The organism is Cedecea sp. NFIX57 (assembly GCF_900177785.1).
GTDB lineage: Bacteria > Pseudomonadota > Gammaproteobacteria > Enterobacterales > Enterobacteriaceae > Cedecea > Cedecea neteri_C.
Genome location: NZ_FXAS01000019.1, coordinates 29,616 through 53,250, shown reverse-complemented (window position 1 = coordinate 53,250; position 23,635 = coordinate 29,616). Strand labels below are relative to the sequence as shown.

Annotated in this window: 25 protein-coding genes; 10 read left to right on the top strand and 15 right to left on the bottom strand. The window is 54.0% G+C overall.

Translation table 11 applies throughout. The features are described 5' to 3' along the window. Positions 1-6 precede the first annotated feature (6 nt). From potG to B9Y90_RS16795, 9 genes are all read right to left on the bottom strand, one after another. The gene (potG, locus tag B9Y90_RS16835) at positions 7-1,140 is read right to left on the bottom strand and encodes a putrescine ABC transporter ATP-binding subunit PotG (protein WP_038474177.1); all 1,134 of its coding nucleotides are present in this window, start codon (positions 1,138-1,140) and stop codon (positions 7-9) included. A 141-nt stretch (positions 1,141-1,281) separates the two neighbouring features. Further along, positions 1,282-2,394: a spermidine/putrescine ABC transporter substrate-binding protein PotF gene (gene potF / locus B9Y90_RS16830; protein ID WP_008461059.1), complete on the bottom strand. Its 1,113-nt coding sequence runs from the start codon at positions 2,392-2,394 to the stop codon at positions 1,282-1,284. 383 nt (positions 2,395-2,777) lie between these two features. After that, positions 2,778-3,257 (bottom strand): YbjN domain-containing protein, encoded by a 480-nt coding sequence (locus tag B9Y90_RS16825; protein WP_008461058.1) that lies wholly within the window; start codon positions 3,255-3,257, stop codon positions 2,778-2,780. Positions 3,258-3,349: 92 nt separating this feature from the next. After that, entirely contained in the window at positions 3,350-4,252 is a 903-nt protein-coding gene (gene rimK, locus B9Y90_RS16820; protein WP_038474187.1) for a 30S ribosomal protein S6--L-glutamate ligase, read from the bottom strand. A 75-nt stretch (positions 4,253-4,327) separates the two neighbouring features. After that, positions 4,328-5,233, bottom strand: a complete 906-nt coding sequence (locus B9Y90_RS16815) for a LysR family transcriptional regulator (protein ID WP_085541954.1) — start codon at positions 5,231-5,233, stop codon at positions 4,328-4,330. A 65-nt stretch (positions 5,234-5,298) separates the two neighbouring features. Next, complete coding sequence (locus B9Y90_RS16810) at positions 5,299-6,555, bottom strand: nucleoside permease (RefSeq protein WP_085541953.1); 1,257 nt, start codon at positions 6,553-6,555, stop codon at positions 5,299-5,301. 29 nt (positions 6,556-6,584) lie between these two features. Then, positions 6,585-7,418 carry a xanthosine phosphorylase gene (xapA, locus tag B9Y90_RS16805; RefSeq protein WP_085541952.1) on the bottom strand — a complete coding sequence of 278 codons (834 nt, stop codon included), beginning with the start codon at positions 7,416-7,418 and terminating at the stop codon, positions 6,585-6,587. A gap of 140 nt (positions 7,419-7,558) precedes the next feature. Then, positions 7,559-8,281 (bottom strand): oxygen-insensitive NADPH nitroreductase, encoded by a 723-nt coding sequence (gene nfsA, locus B9Y90_RS16800; protein WP_061274268.1) that lies wholly within the window; start codon positions 8,279-8,281, stop codon positions 7,559-7,561. Then, positions 8,265-8,564 carry a YbjC family protein gene (locus tag B9Y90_RS16795; protein ID WP_039291432.1) on the bottom strand — a complete coding sequence of 100 codons (300 nt, stop codon included), beginning with the start codon at positions 8,562-8,564 and terminating at the stop codon, positions 8,265-8,267. The genes nfsA and B9Y90_RS16795 overlap by 17 nt, the downstream gene beginning before the upstream one ends. Positions 8,565-8,739: 175 nt before the next feature. On the opposite strand from B9Y90_RS16795, the gene B9Y90_RS16790 reads away from it, so the two are divergent. Then, positions 8,740-9,012, top strand: coding sequence for a GrxA family glutaredoxin (locus B9Y90_RS16790; protein ID WP_008461049.1), 273 nt, complete (start codon positions 8,740-8,742; stop codon positions 9,010-9,012). Positions 9,013-9,038: 26 nt separating this feature from the next. On the opposite strand, the gene B9Y90_RS16785 is transcribed toward B9Y90_RS16790, so the two are convergent. After that, positions 9,039-9,428 (bottom strand): inner membrane protein YbjM, encoded by a 390-nt coding sequence (locus B9Y90_RS16785; protein WP_085541951.1) that lies wholly within the window; start codon positions 9,426-9,428, stop codon positions 9,039-9,041. A gap of 297 nt (positions 9,429-9,725) precedes the next feature. Between B9Y90_RS16785 and B9Y90_RS16780 the strand changes: the two genes are divergently transcribed. Further along, entirely contained in the window at positions 9,726-11,408 is a 1,683-nt protein-coding gene (locus tag B9Y90_RS16780; protein ID WP_039296624.1) for an aspartate:alanine antiporter, read from the top strand. A 205-nt stretch (positions 11,409-11,613) separates the two neighbouring features. Here B9Y90_RS16780 and B9Y90_RS16775 read toward each other — a convergent pair whose 3' ends face one another. After that, a complete protein-coding gene (locus tag B9Y90_RS16775; protein ID WP_085541950.1) occupies positions 11,614-12,174 on the bottom strand; it encodes a TetR/AcrR family transcriptional regulator in 561 nt (186 codons plus the stop codon). 110 nt (positions 12,175-12,284) lie between these two features. Between B9Y90_RS16775 and B9Y90_RS16770 the strand changes: the two genes are divergently transcribed. The 3 genes from B9Y90_RS16770 to B9Y90_RS16760 are packed head-to-tail and all read left to right on the top strand — an operon-like array spanning position 12,285 to position 14,773. Next, positions 12,285-13,490: an MFS transporter gene (locus B9Y90_RS16770; protein WP_085541949.1), complete on the top strand. Its 1,206-nt coding sequence runs from the start codon at positions 12,285-12,287 to the stop codon at positions 13,488-13,490. Between the two features lie 11 nt (positions 13,491-13,501). Beyond that, entirely contained in the window at positions 13,502-14,314 is an 813-nt protein-coding gene (locus B9Y90_RS16765) for a Cof-type HAD-IIB family hydrolase (protein WP_085541948.1), read from the top strand. 18 nt (positions 14,315-14,332) lie between these two features. Next, positions 14,333-14,773 (top strand): acetyltransferase, encoded by a 441-nt coding sequence (locus B9Y90_RS16760; RefSeq protein WP_085541947.1) that lies wholly within the window; start codon positions 14,333-14,335, stop codon positions 14,771-14,773. A 126-nt stretch (positions 14,774-14,899) separates the two neighbouring features. On the opposite strand, the gene B9Y90_RS16755 is transcribed toward B9Y90_RS16760, so the two are convergent. From B9Y90_RS16755 to mntR, 3 genes are all read right to left on the bottom strand, one after another. Beyond that, on the bottom strand, positions 14,900-15,943 hold the full coding sequence (locus B9Y90_RS16755) for an aldo/keto reductase (protein WP_085541946.1): 1,044 nt from the start codon (positions 15,941-15,943) through the stop codon (positions 14,900-14,902). A 123-nt stretch (positions 15,944-16,066) separates the two neighbouring features. Beyond that, positions 16,067-17,179 carry an SLC13 family permease gene (locus tag B9Y90_RS16750; RefSeq protein WP_085541945.1) on the bottom strand — a complete coding sequence of 371 codons (1,113 nt, stop codon included), beginning with the start codon at positions 17,177-17,179 and terminating at the stop codon, positions 16,067-16,069. Positions 17,180-17,181: 2 nt separating this feature from the next. Beyond that, positions 17,182-17,649: a manganese-binding transcriptional regulator MntR gene (gene mntR, locus B9Y90_RS16745; protein ID WP_008461034.1), complete on the bottom strand. Its 468-nt coding sequence runs from the start codon at positions 17,647-17,649 to the stop codon at positions 17,182-17,184. 190 nt (positions 17,650-17,839) lie between these two features. Here mntR and mntS point away from each other — a divergent pair, with 190 nt between their 5' ends. Then, complete coding sequence (gene mntS / locus B9Y90_RS16740) at positions 17,840-17,968, top strand: manganase accumulation protein MntS (protein WP_085541944.1); 129 nt, start codon at positions 17,840-17,842, stop codon at positions 17,966-17,968. 321 nt (positions 17,969-18,289) lie between these two features. After that, positions 18,290-19,873 carry a phosphoethanolamine transferase gene (locus tag B9Y90_RS16735; protein ID WP_085541943.1) on the top strand — a complete coding sequence of 528 codons (1,584 nt, stop codon included), beginning with the start codon at positions 18,290-18,292 and terminating at the stop codon, positions 19,871-19,873. A 71-nt stretch (positions 19,874-19,944) separates the two neighbouring features. On the opposite strand, the gene ompX is transcribed toward B9Y90_RS16735, so the two are convergent. Beyond that, positions 19,945-20,451, bottom strand: coding sequence for an outer membrane protein OmpX (gene ompX / locus B9Y90_RS16730; RefSeq protein WP_039291417.1), 507 nt, complete (start codon positions 20,449-20,451; stop codon positions 19,945-19,947). 370 nt (positions 20,452-20,821) lie between these two features. Here ompX and rhtA point away from each other — a divergent pair, with 370 nt between their 5' ends. The 3 genes from rhtA to glnH all read left to right on the top strand — a co-directional run bounded on the left by rhtA (position 20,822) and on the right by glnH (position 23,632). Beyond that, positions 20,822-21,709, top strand: coding sequence for a threonine/homoserine exporter RhtA (gene rhtA, locus B9Y90_RS16725; protein ID WP_085541942.1), 888 nt, complete (start codon positions 20,822-20,824; stop codon positions 21,707-21,709). 310 nt (positions 21,710-22,019) lie between these two features. After that, positions 22,020-22,523 carry a DNA starvation/stationary phase protection protein Dps gene (dps, locus tag B9Y90_RS16720; RefSeq protein WP_016535541.1) on the top strand — a complete coding sequence of 168 codons (504 nt, stop codon included), beginning with the start codon at positions 22,020-22,022 and terminating at the stop codon, positions 22,521-22,523. A gap of 362 nt (positions 22,524-22,885) precedes the next feature. Then, positions 22,886-23,632, top strand: coding sequence for a glutamine ABC transporter substrate-binding protein GlnH (gene glnH / locus B9Y90_RS16715; RefSeq protein ID WP_008461028.1), 747 nt, complete (start codon positions 22,886-22,888; stop codon positions 23,630-23,632). The last annotated feature ends 3 nt before the right edge of the window (positions 23,633-23,635 follow it).

The window sequence follows — 23,635 nt, the reverse complement described above, 5'->3', positions numbered from 1 at the left end:
GCCCCCTTAAACCGTCAGAACCACGCAGCTGTCGGCATCCCAGCACAGGCGAACTTCATCCCCCCAGGTGGGCGCTCCTTTACGGTAGCGGTGCTCATTTTGCAGCTGGGCGCTGATCATCTGCCCGCTTTTCAGCCGAACGTGGTAGATGGAGAGATCGCCGAGGTAGGCAATATGCACCACTTCTCCGACGGCAAAGTTATAGCCATCGGCGGGCGGCTCCTCGCAAAGCATCACCTTTTCCGGGCGCAGCGCGACGAAAACCGGCACGCCGTCGACCACGGAAGCGTCAGGATCCACCTTCAGCGGATGCACAAGTCCGGGGCTGTCTATCACCAGCCCGTCGTCCTGGCGCTCTTTCAACAGCCCTTCGAAGACGTTTACCGACCCGATAAACTCCGCGCTATAGCGGGTGGTTGGGTGCTCATAAATCTCTTCCGGCTCGCCAATTTGCACGAACTTGCCGCGATTCATGATGGCAATTCGCCCGGCCATGGTCATCGCCTCTTCCTGGTCATGGGTCACCATCACGCAGGTCACGCCGACGCGCTCAAGAATGTCCACCACTTCCAGCTGCATCCGGTCGCGCAGCTTTTTATCCAGCGCCCCCATGGGCTCGTCCAGCAGCAGCAATTTGGGGCGCTTCGCCAGGCTTCGGGCTAACGCCACGCGCTGGCGCTGGCCACCGGACAACTGGTGGGGCTTGCGCTTTGCAAACTCCTGCATGTGAACCAGCGTCAGCATTTCTGCCACCCGGCTGGTAATTTCCGCCTTAGGCAGTTTGTCCTGCTTCAGGCCAAAGGCGATGTTTTGCTCCACGGTCATGTGCGGGAACAGCGCGTACGACTGGAACATCATATTGATTGGGCGTTGGTAAGGCGGCACATGCGACAAATCAACGCCATCAAGCATGATTTGCCCGGCGCTGGGTTGTTCAAACCCCGCCAGCATACGCAGCAGCGTAGATTTGCCGCAGCCCGAAGCCCCCAGCAAAGCAAAAATTTCGCCTTTATAGATGGTCAGGCTGACGTCATCCACGGCATGTTGGCCATCAAACGATTTAGTAAGGTTACGAATTTCCAGCAGCGGCGTCAGCGCTTTGGGTGTTTTGGACTGCGGGCGAGGGATTGCGTCGTTCAATTCTGTTGCTCTCCGGCAAAAGCAAAAAGAAGATACGGCCCGGTTGCCGTACTTTTCGCCATTCTGGAAACAAGGGCTTCCGTTCAGGCTGGGGCGATTGCACAACTCTGGTGCAACCGCCCGGTGCAGGGTGTAACAGGACTATTTGCCTGTTTTAACCTTAGTCCACGCGCGGGTGATAACCCGGTCAATCTTCGCTGGCATCACCGTTTGTGTGAACAACTTGGCACGAATATCCGCCGGCGGGTAAATTCCCGGATTGCTGCGGACCTCTTCGCTCAGTAATGGCGTAGCTTCTTTGTTGGCATTCGCGTAGTAAATATGATTACTGATGTTGGCGATAACGTCCGGCTTCATCAGGTAGTTCAGGAACTGGTACGCTTCGTCTTTGTTCTTCGCGTCTACCGGCAGGGCAAACATATCGAAGTAGACCATCGCGCCTTCCTTAGGAATGGAATAAGCAACATTCACGCCATTTTTGGCTTCTTTGGCGCGGTTTGCCGCCTGCAGAATATCCCCGGACCAGCCAATCGCCACGCAAATGTCACCGTTGGCAAGGTCGTTGATGTACTGCGACGAATGGAAGTAACGAATATTTGGCCGCAGCTTCATCAGCAGATCGTTAGCCGCCCCGGTGTAGTCCGCGGCGTTGGTGCTGTTCGGATCTTTGCCCAGGTAGTGCAGCACGGTGGCGTAAATTTCACTTGGCGCGTCCAGGAACGACACGCCACAGCTTTTCAGTTTTTCAAGGTTTTCCGGCTTGAAGATCAGATCCCAGCTGTCCACCGGCGCGTCTTTCCCCAGCACGGCTTTCACTTTATCGACGTTGTAGCCGATGCCGGTCGTCACCATCATGTACGGAATGCCGTATTTGTTGTCGTGGTCGTTTTGCGCCACCAGCTTGAGCATTTCCGGATCGAGGTTTTTGTAGTTCGGCAGTTTGCTTTTATCCAGCGGCTCGAAGATACCGGCCTGCGCCTGGCGCTCAAGGAACTGCGAAGACGGCACCACCAGGTCATAGCCCGTGCTGCCCGCCATCAGCTTCCCTTCCAGCACTTCGTTGGAATCAAACACGTCGTAGACCACTTTGATGCCGGTCTCTTTGGTGAAGTTTGCCAGGGTATCCGGGGCAATATAATCAGACCAGTTATAAACGTGCAGCGTCTTTTGTTCGGCGGCAGAGCTGGCGGCAGAAGCCACCATCAGCGCGCCAGCAACCATCCCCAACAACCCTTTTTTACGTAGGTAGAGCATAATTTCATTCCTTCTGAATAAAGGCCAAACCAGGCTCGAATGAGCCGAATTTACGCAATGTGGCTTATCCGCATTCACCGCACGCTTTTTTAGCATGCAAAATTCATGCATCTCTATTCATTCTGCTGAAAAAGAATTTGGGTAATCTTCACGCAGACGTTGCTCGTTTTTACGGCCAAGCAAGAATAACTGTAGCCAGGGTTGGCGACTATAGCCCGGATGAAAAAACGCCTTTTATCAACTTTTTAGACATCTTTCGTCTATTCAGGCGGCAAAAACGCGCCTTATGGCAGGGATTTGTCTGGCTGTGACGGCTTTATGACAGAATAAAAACATGCAGAACGCGGCGGCGCTGGTGGCCGCTGCGTTAAAAAAAGAAAGGATCAGTGCAGAGAGTGGGTGTGAATAATTGTGCCGTCGCGCTCTTCTTCTTCGGCCACAAAAAGCAGCTGATTAGCGCAAGCCTCGAGGATCACCATCGAAACCTGCTCTTCGCTCTGCTGAACGAAGGCGGCAAACTGCTCGCGGGTAATGCCCACCGAGGCAGACAACGACTGACACACTACCAGCTTGGGCAGGTTATCATCCTGAATGTCGAGGAACGCTTTCACCGTCAGCGAGCTGGCGTTGATCGAGGAGAGATCGGATGCCAGCGGCAGCAGCGCCGACGGCTTAACTTCTGCCAGTGCGGAAAACAGAATAATGTTGTCCACGAGATCGATTTTCGCGTCGTATACGCCATCGAAGTTCTGCATATGGGGCAAATGCAATGCCTGGCAGGTATCGCACTCGAAAAAGGTTACGCCAGTTTCATCCAGCCAGCGGCGTAAAGTGTCCAGAGTCGGGACCACGAGTGAATCCATAAACGCAAAAACCTCATTACCTGTTCAAAAATTAACGTGCCATCTTACGCAAAAATGACACGTCATACTATGCATTAGCGCCGATTTGGCGATTATCCCCCGGTTTTAAGACAGTACCCAGGGCGGGCCTGCTGCTCAATCCATTTGATCATCAGCCCGGCGATATCGACACCACTTGTATTTTCAATGCCTTCCAACCCCGGCGAGGCGTTCACTTCCATCACCAGCGGCCCACGGTCGGCGCGTAAAATGTCCACCCCCGCAATATCCAGCCCCAGAGTGCTGGCCGCTTTTAGCGCCACCTCTCGTTCGAGGTCAGTAATGGTGACCTGATGCGCGACGCCGCCACGGTGCAGGTTTGAGCGAAAATCGCCGGGTTTGGCCTGCCGCTCAATGGCGGCCACCACCTCATCCCCTACCACCAGGCAGCGAATATCTCTGCCCTTCGCTTCTTTGATATATTCCTGCACCAAAATATGGGCGTTGAGGCCGCGAAACGCATCAATCACGCTTTCCGCCGCCTGCCGCGTTTCGGCCAGCACCACGCCAATGCCCTGCGTGCCTTCAACGAGCTTCACCACCAGCGGCGCGCCGCCCACCATATCAATCAGATCGCTGGTGTCGTCCGGCGAGTGGGCAAACCCCGTCACCGGCAAATCAATTCCCTGCTTCGCCAGCAATTGCAGCGAACGCAGCTTGTCCCGCGCGCGGGTGATCGCCACCGACTCATTCAGCGGATAGCTTCCCAGCATTTCGAACTGGCGCAGCACCGCCGTGCCGTAAAAGGTAATAGCCGAGCCAATACGCGGGATAACCGCGTCATAATGCGGCAGTTGACGCCCCTTGTAGTGCACGGAAGGCGCGGCCGGATTAATGTTCATATAGCAAGAAAGGGGATCGATGATCTCCACCTGATGACCGCGACGCGTTGCCGCCTCGCGCAGGCGCTTGCATGAGTAGAGCGTTCCATCCCGGGATAAAATAGCGATTTTCAACCTGCACCTCTGAGCAACCAGACCAAAATTAACCGCCCGCTAATCATACCACTGCCTTCACCTTTCAACGACGGGCTAATCGGCGGGAGACATCTTAAGTGCCTCAATTAATTGCTTTGTTGTCGAAGTAAGATGCACGGGATCAAAAACAGCATACAGGTCGGCGGGTATCGGTCTCTCCGGGGGGCGAAACACCACGCCAGGCCAGTTCATCTGCGCATAGCTGTCGGCGATGATGGTTAGCCCGAAACCGATGCTCACCAGCGCCAGCACGGTTTGCGGCTCCACCGCCTCACGAACAACCCTCGGGGTAAAACCAGCTTCACGGCAAACACGCTGCAGGAAAGTCCAGTCAGAGTGAATGGCAGTCATCGTCACAAACGCTTCATGCCGCAGTTGGGTAATGTCCACCGTTTGCTGCCGGGCTAACGGGTGCTGCTCCGGCAGCGCGACCATAAATGTCGCCTCATGCAGCTTTTCGCTCTTAAGGCCACCGGGCGGGCTGGTTTCCATCCGCCAGATCCCGGCATCAATCTCGTGGCGTTCAAGCAAGGCCAGCTGATCCCCTGGGGATTTTTCGCGGAAGGTCACATCAATGGCGGGATAGTCAGCAATAAACCGCTGTAGACCAAGCCGCAGCCCGCCCCAAATGGCGGTTCCGACAATCCCTAACTGGATCCTGCCCCCTTCTCCTCGGCCAATTTGTTCAACCCTGGCCAGGGCAAGGCTGGCGTTGTTCAGCAGCTGTTTTGTCTCTTCCAGCAGGACTTCGCCTGCGTGAGTCAGCGCCACGTGCCGGGAATGGCGGATAAACAGTACTGTACCCAGTTGAGCTTCCAGTTCTTTGATATGAAAGCTCAGGGGAGGCTGCGACATGTTCAGCCGTGCGGCGGCCCGGCCAAAGTGAAGCTCCTCGGCGACGGCCTGAAAATAACGCAGCAGCTTAAGATCGGTGCGATAGATACGCTGAGATGTATTCATGAGGCTCCCTGAGTGGCAAGCCTCATAAATTACCATCGCTTACGCTTGCTGTAAGGCCGGGCGCCTTAATGTGCGAGCGATGCCGAAGAATCACTCTGCTGACGGTGGCGATAGTGGAAACTAAAGTGGAAGACGACGGCGAGCACCAGCGCATAGCCAGCAAAAACCAGCCAGATGGTCGGCCAGTCTTTGACGCCATCGATGGTGAAATAATCCACCACATAACCGCTGACAATCGCCCCGAGATACGCCCCAACCCCGTTCACCATCGTCATAAACAGCCCTTGAGCGCTGGCACGAATACGTGAGTCCACCTCCTGCTCAACAAAAACGGAGCCAGAGATATTAAAGAAATCAAAGGCGCAGCCGTACACCACCATCGACAGTAACAGCAGCACAAAGCCCAAAGCAGAAGGGTCGCCCCAGGCGAACAGCGCAAAGCGCAGCACCCAGGCGACCATGCTCATCAGCATGACCTGTTTAATGCCAAAACGACGCAGGAAGAAGGGGATCGTCAAAATAAAGACCACTTCCGACATCTGCGAGACGGACAGCAAAATAGAGGGATACTGCACCACAAAGCTGTTGGCAAATTCCGGCTGACGGGCGAAATCATGCAGGAACGGGTTGCCGAAAGTATTGGTGATTTGCAGCACCGCGCCAAGCAGCATGGCGAACAGGAAAAAAACCGTCATTTGTGGCTTTTTGAACAGCACAAACGCGTCCAGCCCCAGGCGGCTCACCCAACTGCGCGTGGCCTGGCTTTTTATCACCGGGATAGTCGGCAGCGTAAGCGCATACAGCGCCAGCATCCCGGAAGCCCCTGCGGCAACATAGAGCTGCATGCTGCTCAGCTCTATGCGCATCAGGCTGACGGTCCACATCGCCGCAATAAAGCCCACGGTACCGAACACCCTCACAGGCGGGAAATGCGTCACCGTATCCAGTCCGTTTTTTTCCAGGCAGGCGTAAGACACCGTATTGGACAGCGCGATAGTCGGCATAAAGGCCAGCGCATTACCCAGCATTGCCCAAAACATCAACCCAGGCTGGTCGATGCTGGCTGCCCAGACCAGCATCCCCGCTCCGACAAAATGGCAGAGAGAGTACACCCGATTGGCCGGGAGCCATTTATCGGCCACAATGCCGATAAGGCCCGGCATCAGCAGCGCAGCAAGCCCTTTGGTGCTGTAAACCATGCCAACATCTGCGCCCTTAAAGCCGAGCGTATTGATCATGTAAGAGCCCAAAGTGACCAGCCACGCCCCCCAGATGAAGTACTGCAAAAACAGCATGATTTTTAAGCGGAGTTTAATCGCCATCTGTTTTCCCTGCCTTGGTCAATGGGGGATCAGGCCAGTTTGCCGAGGAAGCCGCAAATCAGGTTAATAAAGTTCTGCCGCGACAGCGCAGCCGCTTTCAGCGTCTGTTCGTGGGAAAGTTGAATACTCCCCAGCCCCTCGGCAAGGTTGGTAATGGCCGAGACGGCAACCACCTTCAGGCCACAATGGCGAGCGCTGATCACCTCCGGCACAACCGACATCCCCACGACATGGCCGCCAATGATTTGCATCATGCGAATTTCCGCTGCGGTTTCGAAGTTTGGCCCTGGATAAGAAACAAACACCCCCTCGTGTAGCGGGAACCCCTGCTCACGCGCAACCTGCTGGAGTACGGCGCGATAGTCAGCATCATAGGCGTTTGCCAGCGAGAAAAAGCGCTCACCAAACCGCTCATCATTTGGCCCAACGTTCGGCGTGCCCGGCATCGTATTAATATGATCGCTGAGTGCCACCAGGCTTCCGGGTTCTACTTCCGGGCGCAGAGAACCTGCGGCGTTGGTAGAAAACAGAATTTCACATCCCAGCAGCTTAAAAGTGCGAATTGCGCTGGTCATCACTGACATCCCACGTCCTTCATAAAAGTGCCCCCGCCCTTTCATACAGGCTACAGGTACGCCAGCCAGCGTGCCGACGACCAGTTCACCCGCATGACCGTGGACGGTGCTGACGGGGAACCCGGGCAGCTCTTCGTAGGAAAACGTTACTGGGGAGTCGATTTTTTCTGCCAGTTCCCCCAGCCCGGAGCCGAGAATGAAAGCAATGCGTGGCACCAGGCCGTTAATGCGGGCGCGAATAATGTCGGCGGCATAGAAAGGGGAATGATCAAAAACAGAGGTAGGCATAGAAGGTTCCTTGTCAGATTGTCGTTATAACTTCAGCAGTTATAACGACTCACCGACGGATGAAACCAATACCGTTTGAGGCCACGATTAATACTGAAAATGTATCGATCGCCGCGTTGATGACCTGGCAGCCGGGTGAATTAGCGGGTCGCCCAGCCCTGCTTATGCAGGTAATCCAGAATGAAAGGCCGACTTTCTTTAATGATGGTACGGCTGATGTGGTCGCTCCAGGTGTCGCGCCGCGTGTTGCTGTCCCGGCTCAAATAATACTGCGCCAGCTGCTCGTCGTACTCGTCCAGCAGCGGTCTGTTCAGCGGCTGATAGCGGTTTTCATGCACCAGCATCGCAGCCGGCATACGCGGCTTGATATCCGGCGTGGCGGCAGGCCAGCCCAGGCAAAGCCCGAACAGCGGCAACACGTATTTCGGCACGCCCAACAGCTCTCCCACCGCTTCGATATTGTTGCGGATGCCGCCAATATAGACGCCGCCTAACCCCAGCGATTCTGCGGCGGTAAATGCATTCTGCGCCAGAATTGCGGTATCAACCGCACCAAGCAGCAGCTGTTCCGCCAGCCCAAGCCGGGCATCCGGGCAGATTTGCAGGTTGCGGTTAAAGTCGGCGCAGAACACCCAAAACTCGGCCGCCTCTGCCACATGTTTTTGCCCACCGGTCAGGGGTACTAGTTGTTCACGTAACGCTTTATCCGTGATGCGAATGATTGAGCTGCACTGAAGGAAGCTGGAAGTCGAAGCCGCCTGTGCGCTGGCTATAATAGCTTCGCGCTGCTCGTCGGTAATGGGTTCCCCGGTAAAATGACGAATTGAACGGTGGGAACGAAGCAGATCAATGGTCGGCGTCATCGCGATTTTCCTTTGGCTTTTTTAAATCAGAGTGTTTTGAAGCTGAATCAGGCTGCGTCAGCTGCGGTGCGAGACGTTTAGCAATATTCCACGTCATGATGATTGCCGCCGGCAGCATCAGCCCAAGGCCAATAAATACCATGACTATCGCCGCCGTTGCAGTGGCCACAGATGCGGGCAACGTCAAGTATCCCTGCAGCGAAAGAAAAGCAAGCGCCAAAAAGCCTATGCCCACCGCTTCCAGCACCACCACCGATTTTGGTAACGATCCGACCGCGCGCATATCAGCGCCTCCTGTGTTCAGGTCAGCTATCATCGAGGCCGCGCCCCTCCCACTTAAAGGAGATAGCCTACGGGCATCGAACTAACAGGCACGACCTTCTTTAAAAATGTGACGGATGTCGGCATTATAAGCGCATTCGCCGGTTCGTATCGGCCATAAAAACTGAGGAGAGAGCATGTTTGCAGTAATTTTTGGACGCCCTGGCTGCCCATATTGTGTTCGCGCTAAAGAACTGGCTGAGAAACTGACCGCCGAGCGTGATGACTTCAACTTCCGTTACGTTGACATCCACGCCGAAGGCATCACTAAAGCTGACCTGGAAAAAACCGTGGGTAAACCGGTTGAAACCGTGCCGCAGATCTTCCTGGATCAGAAGCACATTGGCGGTTGCACCGATTTTGAAGCTTACGCAAAAGAACACCTGAACCTGTTCCAGACCGCACAGTAAGCTTTAAGAATGCAGAAAACCGACTCTCAGGAGTCGGTTTTTTTATGCGTGCGATTCCGGTTCTTACACATAAAAAATAGCAGATAACACAGCGAACCGAGCGACGACCAGAAGACCGCGCTGAGCAGCCAGGCCATTTCCTGCCAGAAAGAGCGCGTGACGGGGAAAAACAGGTGAGCTATCAACAGGCAGAACGGTGACGCAAGCATTGCCCCTGCTAGCGGTTTGACGACTCTATCGCCCTGGGAAAAGAAACTGGCCGCGGCACCCGGGAAGAGGAAAAACAGCAGTCCAAGCTCATAGTGCCCGGTGGCAATAAACCGCCCCATCACGTCCAGGCGCAGCGAAAGAAAAACCAGAATAAAGAGCACGAAGCAGCAGGTAATTCCTAGCCACCTTTGCGCGCGTCTGTGCATTTTACCTCCTGACATCTGCTTTTGCTCGAAAATACCCCGCCGGAAAATTCAGCAGCGTCTTTACCCGATTTGATAATGCCTGGCCATCCGTGCCGATAAAGCATTGCCACATTTAGCACAATATTCTTACTAGCCGCTGATACAGAGAAAGATTAAACTAGCGGCGGAAATTCGGTCGTCGCGTGAGATATTTATATGCGTGATAATTTGCCGGCCGTCGCTGACGAAACCGTCAAAACCTTAGCGCATAACTCTATCTCTTTCAACAGCTTACTGGTAAACAAGAAGTTAGCCTTCGTGAATATAAACGTCGCAGATTTGTTAAACGGGAATTACATCCTTTTGTTATTTGTTGTACTAACGCTCGGACTCTGCCTGGGGAAATTACGCCTCGGTCCGGTGCAACTGGGTAATTCCATTGGTGTTTTAGTGGTCTCTTTATTACTCGGGCAACAGCATTTCTCGATCAATACCGACGCGCTAAACCTGGGTTTTATGCTGTTCATTTTCTGCGTTGGCGTCGAAGCCGGGCCAAACTTTTTTTCTATTTTCTTCCGCGACGGCAAAAATTACCTGATGCTGGCCCTGGTGATGGTCGGCAGCGCTCTGTTGATTGCGTTAGGGCTGGGCAAACTGTTTGGCTGGGATATTGGCCTGACAGCCGGTATGCTCGCCGGCGCTATGACCTCCACGCCCGTGCTGGTCGGAGCGGGCGATACCCTGCGCCATTCAAGCATCCCCGCCGCGCAGCTTGCGACCTCGCTGGATAATCTGAGCCTCGGCTATGCCCTGACCTACCTGATTGGCCTGGTCAGCCTGATCGTGGGGGCTCGCTATTTGCCGAAGCTGCAGCATCAGGATCTGCAGACCAGCGCCCAACAAATTGCCCGCGAGCGCGGTCTGGATACCGATGCCAGCCGCAAAGTTTACCTCCCGGTGATCCGCGCCTACCGCGTCGGGCCAGAGCTGGTTGCCTGGGCCGACGGTAAAAATCTGCGCGAACTGGGGATTTATCGCCAGACCGGCTGCTACATCGAACGTATTCGTCGCAACGGCATTCTGGCTAACCCGGACGGCGATGCCGTGCTGCAAATGGGCGATGAAATCTCGCTGGTGGGCTACCCCGACTCGCATGCGCGCCTTGACCCAAGCTTCAGAAACGGTAAAGAAGTCTTCGACCGCGATCTGCTGGACATGCGCATCGTCACCGAAGAAATTGTGGTGAAAAACCACAATGCCGTGGGCCGTCGCCTGGCGCAGCTCAAGCTCACCGACCACGGCTGCTTCCTGAACCGCGTGATCCGCAGCCAGATTGAAATGCCTATCGACGACAATATCGTGCTGAACAAAGGCGATGTCCTGCAGGTCAGCGGCGATGCCAGACGAGTGAAAACCGTTGCCGAGCGCATCGGCTTTATCTCCATCCACAGCCAGATAACCGACCTGCTGGCCTTCTGCGCCTTCTTTGTTATTGGCCTGATGGTGGGCATGGTCACCTTCCAGTTCAGCTCGTTCAGCTTCGGCATCGGGAACGCTGCTGGCTTGCTGTTCGCAGGCATCATGCTTGGCTTCCTGCGCGCCAACCACCCAACCTTCGGCTACATTCCGCAGGGTGCGCTAAATATGGTGAAAGAGTTTGGCCTGATGGTGTTTATGGCGGGCGTTGGCCTGAGCGCCGGCAGCGGCATCAGCAACGGCCTCGGTGCTGTGGGCGGCCAGATGTTGATTTCCGGCCTTATCGTGAGCCTGGTGCCAGTGATTATCTGCTTCCTGTTCGGCGCCTATGTCTTACGCATGAACCGCGCCCTGCTGTTCGGTGCGATGATGGGAGCGCGTACCTGTGCGCCAGCGATGGAAATCATCAGCGACACCGCCCGCAGCAACATTCCTGCATTGGGGTACGCCGGCACCTACGCTATCGCTAACGTATTGTTAACGCTGGCCGGGACGTTAATTGTCGTGATATGGCCAGGTTTGTGATCGCAACCACAGACAAAGAAAAATACTTTTTTTTTATACCTGAGCGAACTTTCTTCCGGGGCGTCAGTCTGAATTAGTGCCACTGCTTTTCTTTGATGTCCCCAATTTGTGGAGCCCATCAACCCCGCCGCTTTCGGTTCAAGGTTGATGGGTTTTTATTTTTTAGGGCTTTAATAACAAACGCTTACTAACCCCTCTGTTCGCTTTATTTTGTATCCCCCGTCCCCACAATCCTGCGCACCATCACCCGCATATCATCCCGGCTCATCGGCTCGCGATCGGTGACGTAGTGCAGCGTCATGCCTTCCAGGAAAGCATCCAGCGCACGGGCGGTTAGCGGATCGAAAAACGGCTCCAGCGCCTGCTGGCTGCGGATCATCCACTCCTGCATGATGTCTTTTAGCTGCGGATTGCAGCTGGCATAAGCATAAAGCTGGTACATCACCTGCATGTTGTACGGCGTGGCCACGCAGCCGCCGCAAATCATATCCACAATCGCTTCGCAGGCCTCATCGCGATTGGTGGCCTGCTGCATACGCTCGCGGTAGCTGTCCGACATCTGATGGGCAAACAGGGTAAACGCTTCACAAAGCAGCGACTCGATCCCGGCAAAATAGTAGGTCATCGACCCCAGCGAAACGCCAGCCTCGGCGGCAATTTTGCGATGCGTGATATCGCTGATGCCGTGCTTTACCACCATATCCAGCGTCGCCTGCAAAATACGCGAGCGGCGTTCGGGGTCATTCCGGCGCGGGGCTTTGCTCATCATTACCTACCTGAATTTAGAGTATGACAAAGAGTCTATACCGGGATGTGTACAAATGTACACAAGCTTGCTAGTCTGCACCCCTGTTTCTCTTTCACTGGTTGTTGTTCATGTCTGTTTCGCAGAGAAAAGCCTTACAGCTCCGTACCTGGGCGTTATTCACCTTCTTCTTCCTTCCGGGCCTGGTGATGGCATCCTGGGCCACACGCACGCCCGCCATCCGCGATACGCTCAGTGTCTCGACGGCCGGAATGGGCATCGTATTGTTTGGCCTGTCGATAGGGTCAATGGGCGGTATTCTCTGTTCCGGCTGGCTGGTGAAACGCTTTGGCACCCGCACCATTATTCGCAGCGGTATGACGCTGATGGTCGCCGGAATGTTAATGATGAGCTTCGCGCTGTACCTTGCTTCCCCGGTGCTATTTGCCTTCGGCCTGGCGCTGCTCGGCAGCGGGATGGGTTCATCCGAAGTGGCCATGAACGTTGAAGGCGCCATTATTGAGAGCCTGATGAAGAAAACGGTGCTGCCAATGATGCACGGTTTCTTTAGCTTAGGGACGCTGGTGGGCGCCGGAATTGGCCTGACCCTGACCGCGTGGAACGTCGTTTCCTGGGGGCACCTGCTGCTGATTGGTCTGCTGACCATTGCGCCGATTGCCATCGCGCTGATCGCCGTGCCGCACGGCGTGGGCAAAGACAACCCGGAGAAAACCGAAGCACACGAGCCGCACCGCCCGTTTTACAAAGATATTCAGCTATTGCTGATTGGTTTTGTCGTGCTGGCGATGGCCTTTGCCGAAGGCTCAGCCAACGACTGGCTGCCGCTGCTGATGGTGGACGGGCACGGCTTTAGTCCGACCTCAGGATCGCTTATCTACGTAGGCTTTACCCTAGGTATGACGGTCGGGCGCTTCACCGGCGGCTGGTTTATCGACCGCTATAGCCGGGTTTTTGTGGTCCGCGCCTGTGCGATCATGGGCATTATTGGTATCGGCACCATTGTGTTTGTGGACAACGCCTTCCTTGCTGGCGTATCGGTGATTTTGTGGGGGCTGGGCACCTCTTTAGGCTTCCCGCTGACCATTTCCGCCGCGGGTGATACCGGCCCCGATCCGGCCAGCCGCGTCAGCGTTGTTGCCGCTTCGGGCTATGTGGCCTTTTTAGTGGGGCCGCCGCTGCTGGGCTTCCTCGGCGAGCATTATGGGCTGCGCCAGGCCATGTTAGTTGTGCTGACGTTAATGGTGATTGCGGCGCTGGTCGCCCGCGCCGTGGCTAAACCGGTGCAATCTTCCGGGCAGACTTTAGAAACTGAATAATGGAGAGTTCAATGAGCATCAAACTGATTGCAGTAGACATGGACGGCACTTTTCTTAATGACGAAAAAACCTACAACCGTGAACGCTTTGCCGCGCAATACCAGCAGATGAAAGAGCAAGGTATCCGCTTTGTGGTGGCCAGCGGGAACCAGTATTTCCAGCTGATCTCCTTCTTCCCGGAGATTGCCCACGAAATCTCTTTTGTCGCCGATAACGGCGGCTGGGTGGTCAGCGAAGGCGAAGACCTGTTCAACGGCGAGCTGACCAAACAAGAATTCAATACTGTGGTCGATCACCTGCTGACCCTGCCTCACGTGGAGATCATCGCCTGCGGCAAGCATAACGGCTATACCCTCAACGGCTATAGTGACGATTTCAAAGCGCTGGCGGCGAAGTTCTACCATCGCCTTGAACACGTAGAAAGCTTCTCCGACCTCGACGACGTGTTCTTCAAGTTTGCCCTGAACCTGCCGGACAGCCAGCTTGATGAAACCATGGACGCCCTGGGCGCAGAGTTGGAAGGCATTATGGTGCCGGTCACCAGCGGGCACGGCTCTATCGACCTGATTATTCCGGGCATTCATAAGGCTAACGGCCTGCGGATCCTGCAGGAGAAATGGGGTATCCAGGACAGCGAAGTGGTGACCTTTGGCGACGGCGGCAACGACATCGAGATGCTGACCCAGGCGCAATACGGGTTTGCGATGGCCAACGCTCCGGACAAGATCAAGCGCATTGCCAGCCATCAGGCCGGGCACTGCAATCAACAAGGCGTGCTGGATGTGATCGACAAGATCCTGAAGAAAGAAGCGCCGTTTAACTAACGACCTCTGAGAACAAGAATGTTAACGATAAGACAAGCCACTCCGGCGGATTTTGATGCGCTGGCGGAAATCTGGGAAGCATCCGTTCGCGCCACGCATGATTTTTTACCTGAGGAAAATATCAGGGCGCTGAAGCCACAGGTGCGCGAACTCTACATGCCGCAGATCCCGATTCTGCAGGCATGCGGCAAAACCGGAGAGCCTCTGGGCTTTATCGGCTGCCACGAAAACCGGATTGAAATGCTGTTTGTTTCGCCTGAAAGCCGCGGCACGGGCGTAGGCAAGCAGCTTTTGCAATACGCCATTGAACGTTTGCAGGTCGATGAGGTGGATGTGAATGAGCAGAATCCGCAGGGCGTAGGTTTCTATCTGCATATGGGATTTGCTCAGACCGGGCGGTCTGAACTTGACGGTGAAGGGAATCCTTTCCCTTTGCTGCATTTGAAGCTGAGCCGGTAGTTTTATCCTCACCCCGGCCCTCTCCTTAAAAAGGAGAGAGGGAAACATAAAGCAATAAAAACACCGATCGGTCCCCTCTCTCCTCAGGAGAGAGGGTTAGGGTGAGGGGAAAAACAGCCTCTCCACCTAAAACTGATTTCTCAGCTGTTCCCGGCGATACTCCCCCTGCCGCTCAAGCATCCAGCCCGGATATTCACGCGGCAGCTCACTCACCGCATTTAGCCTTTCAAGCTCGTCCGCGCTAAGCTGCACGCCCGTGGCGGCGATGTTATCCTCAAGCTGCTCAATGCGCTTCGCACCAATGATGACCGTCGTCACCGCCTGCTGATGCAGCAACCAGGCCAGCGCAATCTGCGCCACGGAAACGCCCTTGGCATCGGCGATGTCACGCATCACATCCACGCAATCAAACGCGCGATCCCTGTTGACCGGCGGGAAGTCAAACTCCAGGCGGCGACTCCCGGTTTCGGCTTTACCGTCGCGCTCGTACTTGCCACTGAGCAGCCCACCCGCAAGCGGGCTCCACACCATCAGGCCGACGCCTTCACTTTGCATCATTGGCACCAGCTCTCGCTCCAGATCTCGCCCGGCAAGGGTGTAATAAGCCTGCAAAGAGGCAAAGCGGGCCAGCCCCAGACGTTCGGAGATCCCGAGCGCCTTCATGATTTGCCAGGCCGCCCAGTTGGAAACGCCGATGTAGCGTACCAGGCCTTGCTGCACCAGCGAATCCAGCGCCCGCAGCGTTTCCTCTATCGGCGTCGCGGGGTCAAAACCGTGCAGCTGGTACAGGTCGATATAGTCCAGTTGCAGCCGCTGCAGGCTCTCTTTAACGCTGTTTAGCAGATGAAAACGCGAGGAACCTCGAGAGTTCGGCCCGGCGGTGCCAGTTTCGCCAAACGCTTTGGTAGCCACCACCACATTCTCACGCGGCACGTTAAGGTTTTTCAGCGCCTGGCCGGTAATGATTTCCGAACGCCCGCCGGAGTAAACATTGGCGGTATCAATAAAGTTAATCCCGGCTTCCAGTGCGCGCGCAACCAGCTTGTCGGCATCATTTTGTGCGAGCTGGCCTATTTTGCCCCATATGCCGTCTTCACCACCAAAAGTCATGGTGCCCAGGCAAAGCTCTGAAACAAACAGGCCGGTATTTCCTAATTTTTTATAACGCATAGCGGTACCTCATGTTCAGGATTTCAGGAAGGAAGAGTGCGGACTGCCAGTTATACGCGTCGCGCACGGTTCTGGAATGGGGGATTTCTGCTCATTCCTTGCCTGTTTCTGCCTGAGTTGGCGCTAGCGCAAAAGCAGTAATAAGCCGTAGCCGACCAGCGCGGCCCAAAGCAACATAGGGAGGGAATAGAGATGGAAGCGCCACCAAATACGGCGGTCGTTGGCCATACGCAGGGCAATCAGGTTCGCCAGCGACCCCGGCAACAGGCCAAAGCCGCCGATATTGACCGCGAAGGCCAGCAGCAGCGAAGCAGGTACATAGTTCAACAGCAAAATGGTGGCAGGCACATTGCTGATGAATTGTGACAGCAAAATACCCAGGCCAAACAACTCGCCCGCTGAGAGCTGCGCCACGCCCTGAAGCGAATGCTGCAGTACCGGTAACTGGGTGATGAGGTGCACATCAATAAACATCACCACAAATACCACCAGCAGGCTCCAGTCGATACTGAGCAGCACTTTGCGCGCCAGCCCCAGGAACCCAAGCGCAATCAGCCCCAGCCCCCAAAGCTCAAGCTTGAGCTCCAGCGCCAGAATAAAGACGATGTAAAACGCCAGGCAGCACCAGACAAGCTTAGGCTGCCAGCGGCTGTCATTCACTTCGCCGTGGTAACGCAGCGGTTTTGGTTTGAAGCAGATCCACGCCAGGATCAGCAGGCTGACGGTCATGGCCAGCGCCAGCGGCATCATCTGCCAGGTAAACGCGCCGAAAGAGAGCCCGGAATGCCCCCACAACAAGATGTTCTGCGGATTACCGACAGGCGTGAGCAAAGAGCCGGCATTGACCGCCAGCGCCTCAAAAATAATCAGCTTACTGGCCGGTACCGAGCAGAGCTTTTTCAGCGTGATGGTCAGCGGAACGATGATGAACAGCGCGACATCGTTGGTCAGGAAAGTAGACAGCAGAGCCGCCGCCGCAACCATAAACAGCGCCAGCTGCCGCTCGTTGGCGAAACGCGCCACCATCTTACGACCCAGCACGTCGAAATAGCCGCTCAGCTCGACGCCTTTGGTCAACATCATCAGCCCGGCCAGGGTAATAATGGTGTGCCAGTCTATGGCGGCGGGCCATAAAGCCGGGCGGAACGGCACCGCCAGGCTCAGGGCGACGCCGATTAACAACAATAAATGCAGGAATCGATCGCGCAGGAACGGCTGCGCAAGACGCAGCAGCATGTTTAGCCTATACCCCGCTCAGCGCTGAATTTGCGGAAAGCCTCCAGCGTCTCTTCGCTGACGTGGTGTTCCACACCTTCGGCATCAATACGCGCGGTCTCCGGGCTGATGCCCAGCGCGAGGAAGAAGTTTTCAACAATCTGGTGCCGTTCCCGACTCTGCTGCGCCAGTTTTTCACCTTCCGGTGTTAAAAAAACGCCACGCCATGGAATCTGCTCAATCAGCCCAACGGATGCCAAACGCTTTAGCATCTTGGCAACCGTCGGCTGGGAAACTCCAAGACGGGCCGCCATATCCACCTGGCGAACTTCGCCGACCTCATGAATCAAATCCGAAATCAACTCAACATAATCATCAATTAACTCACGACGGTGCGCTTCGCGTACCTGCCTGAAGCCCTCAACATGCTCTTCAATATTCGGTAATGGCGTCACTTTTTCGCTGTTCTTTTGCCCTGCCCGACGGCTCATAGTGCTTCCTCTTCCAGTGGCGCGGCGTCGTCATCTGACGACGGAAGGCTTTATTGTAAACCAGCATTGCTCATCCACAAAAAATTAACGAAATAGCCATGGCTATAAAATATAGCCTGTGCTATACCTGTATATAATCCAGTCAGGCTTGTTTATGGAAAAACGGTCACACGGCTAACAGGAGGACGCTATGAACGAATTTAAGAGGTGCATCAACGTGTTTACACAATCTCCCTTCCAGGTACGCTTAATGCTGCTGAACATGATTTGTGATTGGGTCGCCGGTAAACCCCAGCAGAAAAAAGAAAAACAACAATAACGCCAGGCCCCGCCGCCTGGCGATTTTGTTTAGTCTTTCACGCAAGCGTTCATTCTTTTGTCACAATCCCCCTGCAAAATTCCCGTTAATGGCTAATCTGGCCGAGCTTTAACCCCATCATTTGTCGGATTTGCAATCAGCCTCGCAAAACCTCGCTCTGTTATCAGTTGATATTCTTATCTCACAGCTCTATCTTCTTGCAGCCCTGCACATGAAGCGGCTCGCAGATGCGGTGCAATTCCCCTTCGTTTCCGTCTGTCAGGCAGGCTCTACCCTTATCGCCAGGGTCACCGCATGGCGTTTTGCAAGACCATAATAAAGATGAATGTAACGGTTAAAGATACCCTGACTGCACGCGGAATCATGTTGAATCCGTGGGCTGGTTTCTATTTTTTGCAGTCTCTGCTGATAAACTTTGCGCTGGGCTATGCCTTCAGCCTGCTCTACGCCATCGCCTTTAGCTGCGTACTGATGCTGCTGTGGCGCACGGCTCCGCGAACACAAAAGATCCTGCTTGGGCTTTGCAGCCTCGTGGCGGCGATGTACTTCCCGTTCGGCCAGGCCTACGGCTCCCCTAACTTCAATACCCTGCTGGCGCTGCACTCAACCAACTTTGAAGAGTCCACGGAAATCATGACCATTTTCCCGTGGTACAGCTACGTGGTTTCTCTCTTTATTCTCGCCCTTGGCGTGATGGCGCTGCGCCGCAAACCTGAAGAAAAACGTTCCTGGGGTCATTTCGATAGCTTATGTCTGGCCGTCAGCGTGGTCTGTTTTTTTGTCACGCCGGTAACTAACCTCGCCTATGGCGGCGTGTTTAAATTTAAAGATACCGGCTACCCGGTGGTGCGCTTTGTGAAAGATGTCGTGGTCAACAACCACGAAGTTGTCGAGGAACAGGCGCGCATGAAAGAACTGTCGCAGCAAAAAGACTCGTGGAACGTGCTGTCGGTTCAGCCTAAATATCATACCTATGTCGTGGTAATTGGCGAAAGCGCTCGGCGTGATGCGCTGGGTGCTTTCGGCGGCCACTGGGACAACACCCCTTTCGCAAGCCAGGTGAAAGGCAGCCTGTTTATGGATTACGTCTCCGCCAGCGGCTCAACGCAAAAATCGCTGGGGCTGACGCTGAACCGCGTCGTGGATGGTAAACCCCAGTATCAGGACAATTTTGTTACCCTGGCAAACCGCGCGGGCTTCCAGACCTGGTGGTTCTCAAACCAGGGGCAAATCGGCGAATACGATACCGCCATCGCCAGCATCGCCAAACGTGCGGACGAAGTGCAGTTCCTGAAAAACGGGGATTTTGAGGCTGACAAAAACACCCGCGATGAAGCCCTGTTAAAAATGACGGCTCAGGTTTTTGCCACTCAGCGCAATACGCCGCAGCTGATTGTGCTGCATTTGATGGGCTCACACCCGCAGGCCTGCGATCGCACCCAGGGGAAATACAAAGATTTTGTACAGTCTAAAGAGACGTCCTGCTATCTCTACAGCATGACGCAAACCGACGACTTGCTAAAACAGCTTTATCTGCAGTTGCAAAACACCGGGAACAGCTTCTCAATGGTCTATTTCTCTGACCACGGACTGGCGTTCAAAGAACGTGGCACCGACGTGCAATATCTGGCGCACGACGATAAGTTCCAGCAGAATTTCCAGGTACCGTTTATGGTGCTGTCGAGCGATGACACCACGCACCGGCTAATCAAAGCACGCCGCAGCGCCAATGATTTTCTAAACTTCTTCTCTGCATGGACGGGAATTAAGGCGAAAGAACTTACGCCAAAGTACAAGTTTATTTCCGAGCAAAAGGCCGGCCCAATCTGGATCACCAACTTCAACCTGAAGAAAGTGGACTATACTCACCTGCAGACGGATATGTTTGAAACCAGGACACGTTAACTTTTGCCGGTTAACCGATAAAAAAAATCCGCCACTTGGGCGGATTTTTTATTTATATCCCGGAAGGGATATTAGAAGCGGTAGCCTACGCCAGCGATCCAGGTGCCAACGTCAACGCTACGAATACGGCTCTGCTCGTAGGAGAAGTCCAGAGCAACGTTTTCGATTGGGTTGAACTGCAGGCCAGCACCGTAGGAGAAGCCGTAGTCGCTCACAGAGTTATGCTCTGGGAATGCAGTCTGCTGGAATTTACCGTAGCCAACACCGACAACGCCGTAGATGCTTGCCCAGTCGTTGATGCGGTAAGCAGGACCAGCGGTGATACCGTAGTACTGGCCTTTGTTGTACACGCCGTCAGAAGTGTCGCTTTTCTGGGTGTAGGTGAAGGAGCCGATGTAGCCCAGCGGGGTATCATTTTCGTAACGGTATTTCAGGTTGAAACCGCCAGCTTTGTTAGCAACGCCCTGCATATCGCTCTGAGCATAGCCACCGGTTACGGTGCTGGTTGCTGCAGATGCGGTACCTACGGAGACGGCCAGAACACAGGCCAGAGCTGAAAGACATGCAATTTTTTTCATAATATCCACCTCAAATGTGCTTCAAGTAAGTCCTAAGTTTTAAATATAACAAAACCATGACAGAAACTCTTCGCCAATTGTGTTGTCTAACGATCTTTTTCCTGTAACATAACATTTCCACTACATGCTAAATCACTAAAAAATCAGCAGATACCACCTTTCGACGGCAAATTCTAATCCCTTTAACAACATCGTCATTCAGATAATTCTGGAATTATTTTTGACACAAACTGACAAAAGTTCCCCGATCGTACTCCACGTCATGAGAATTTTTCTTAATGAAAGTTCAACCAGCCATAACTTAATCCTTTAGACTGGGCAGACTTTTATTTTCTTGACCAAACACAGACAAATACTGACAAGGTACAGGATGCCGCAAACCTCCCGTAATATGCCGCGCTGGCTGCCGATCGTGGTTTTACTTATCGCCATGACCTCGATTCAAAGCGGCGCTTCACTGGCAAAATCATTATTCCCGCTAATAGGTCCTCAGGGCGTCACTTCGCTGCGCCTGTTTTTAGGCACCATTATTCTCGCGGTGATTTTTAAACCCTGGCGCCTGCGTTTTCAGCCGGAGCAACGCCTGCCTTTATTGTTTTATGGGCTGGCGCTGGGCAGCATGAATTACCTCTTTTATGTCTCTCTGCGTACCGTGCCGCTGGGCATTGCGGTAGCGTTAGAATTTACCGGCCCTCTAGCCGTGGCACTTTTTGCTTCACGCCGGGCCGTGGACTTTATCTGGGTGGTGCTGGCGGTTGCAGGGCTGTGGTTCCTGCTTCCCCTGGGTCAGGACATCTCCCACGTAGATCTGGCCGGTGCCGCCTGCGCACTTGGGGCCGGTGCCTGCTGGGCCATCTACATTATTGCCGGGCAAAAAGCGGGCGCGGAGCACGGCCCGGCCACGGTCGCGTTTGGTTCTCTGATCGCGGCCATTATCTTTGTGCCCCTGGGCGCCTGGGAAGCCACCAGCTCGCTGCTGCAGTGGTCGCTGTTGCCTGTCGGCCTGGCGATTGCCGTGCTTTCCACGGCGCTACCCTACTCGCTTGAAATGATTGCGTTAACGCGACTCCCTACCCGCACCTTTGGCACGCTAATGAGCCTCGAGCCTGGCCTTGCGGCGCTGTCAGGTATGCTATTCCTCGGCGAACATCTGACGCTGGTTCAGTGGTTAGCGCTGCTCTCTATTATCGCGGCATCGGTGGGCTCAACCCTGACCATGAAGCGCGAAGCACAGATTAAAAACGTCGACATAAATTAATCTGTCACCCTGCATTTAATGCGGTGATAATTACCGCATTAAATGCCTCACTCCTAATCAAGCACTTATATTCTCCGCCAACTGTAATACTCAATAAGAATTATTTTCTTTTCGCCGTCATATTTATTCATCATTTTTGACATAAATTAAAAACACTCAATAACCATCTGTTAATTAACAAATTGTTGTTTTCCACTTTTCTCTTACTATCAGTTTGATAGGTATTACCCTCACCAGCAAAGTTAAAATGTGGTGCTATACTTATTGCCGGTAATTCATTGGGACACCAACATCAAGAGGATGAAAGATTATGAGTACCGCTAAACTGGTAAAAACTAAATCTACAAACCTGCTATATACCCGCAATGATGTGAAAGACAGCGAGAAAAAAGCCACCATCGAGCTGCTGAATCGCCAGGTCGTCCAGTTCATCGACTTGTCGCTGATTACCAAACAGGCTCACTGGAATATGCGCGGGGCTAACTTTATTGCCGTACACGAAATGCTGGACGGCTTCCGCACGGCGCTGACCGAGCACCTGGACACCATGGCAGAACGTGCCGTGCAGCTTGGCGGCGTAGCGCTGGGCACCACTCAGGTGATCAACAGCAAAACCCCGCTGAAAAGCTACCCGCTGGATATTCACACCGTTCAGGAACACCTGAAAGAGCTGGCCGATCGCTATGCCATTGTGGCAAACGATGTGCGTAAAGCAGTTGGGGAAGCAAAAGACGAAGATACCGCAGATATTTTGACCGCGGCTTCCCGCGATCTGGACAAATTCCTGTGGTTCATTGAGTCCAATATCGAGTAATCAGAGCATTTTCCTATGGCTCCTCCTCCGCCCGGGGGCGGAGCCTGCACCAAAACAGCGCAGACCATCGATTAATTCATAGTCTAAAGTTAATCAAATGTAATAATCACCTCACACAATCGTTAACGAATGATTGTTTTGTCCACTGATTTCGCGGTAAAACTAACCCCTGCCCTGCCGGTCCATTTCGCGCACCAAAATGGTGCACCATAACGGTGCGTTATGACCCGCTTGCAACGCTCAATGTGCAATGTTAAATAATCACATCCTTGCAAAAACAGTAAGTTGCAAATTTGGCACGATTCTTTCATGAGTCGCCGCTGACGCAGGGGATCGCCCCGTGGATTAACAAAGGAAATGCTATGAAGTCGATTTTGAAAGTTTCACTGGCTGCACTTACCCTGGCTTTCGCTGTATCTTCCCATGCCGCAGATAAAAAACTGGTCGTTGCGACCGACACCGCGTTCGTTCCTTTTGAATTTAAACAAGGCGATCAGTATGTCGGCTTTGACGTGGATCTGTGGGCGGCTATCGCCAAAGAATTGAAGCTGGACTATACCCTGAAGCCAATGGACTTCAGCGGCATTATCCCTGCCCTGCAAACTAAAAACGTTGACCTGGCGCTGGCCGGGATCACCATCACCCCTGAGCGCGAAAAAGCGATCGACTTCTCCGACGGCTACTACAAAAGCGGCCTGCTGGTGATGGTCAAAGCCAATAACAACGACATCAAAAGCGTGAAAGATCTGGACGGTAAAGTGGTTGCTGTTAAAGGCGGCACCGGTTCCGTTGATTACGCAAAAGCTAACATCAAAACCAAAGACCTGCGTCAGTTCCCGAACATCGATAACGCCTACATGGAACTGGGCACCAACCGCGCTGACGCGGTTCTGCACGACACGCCAAACATCCTGTACTTCATCAAAACCGCCGGTAACGGTCAGTTCAAAGCCGTAGGTGAGTCTCTGGAAGCCCAGCAGTACGGTATCGCTCTGCCTAAAGGCAGCGACGAACTGCGCACCAAAATCAACGGCGCGCTGAAAACCCTGAAAGAGAACGGCACGTACAACGAAATCTACAAAAAATGGTTCGGTACCGAACCTAAATAATAA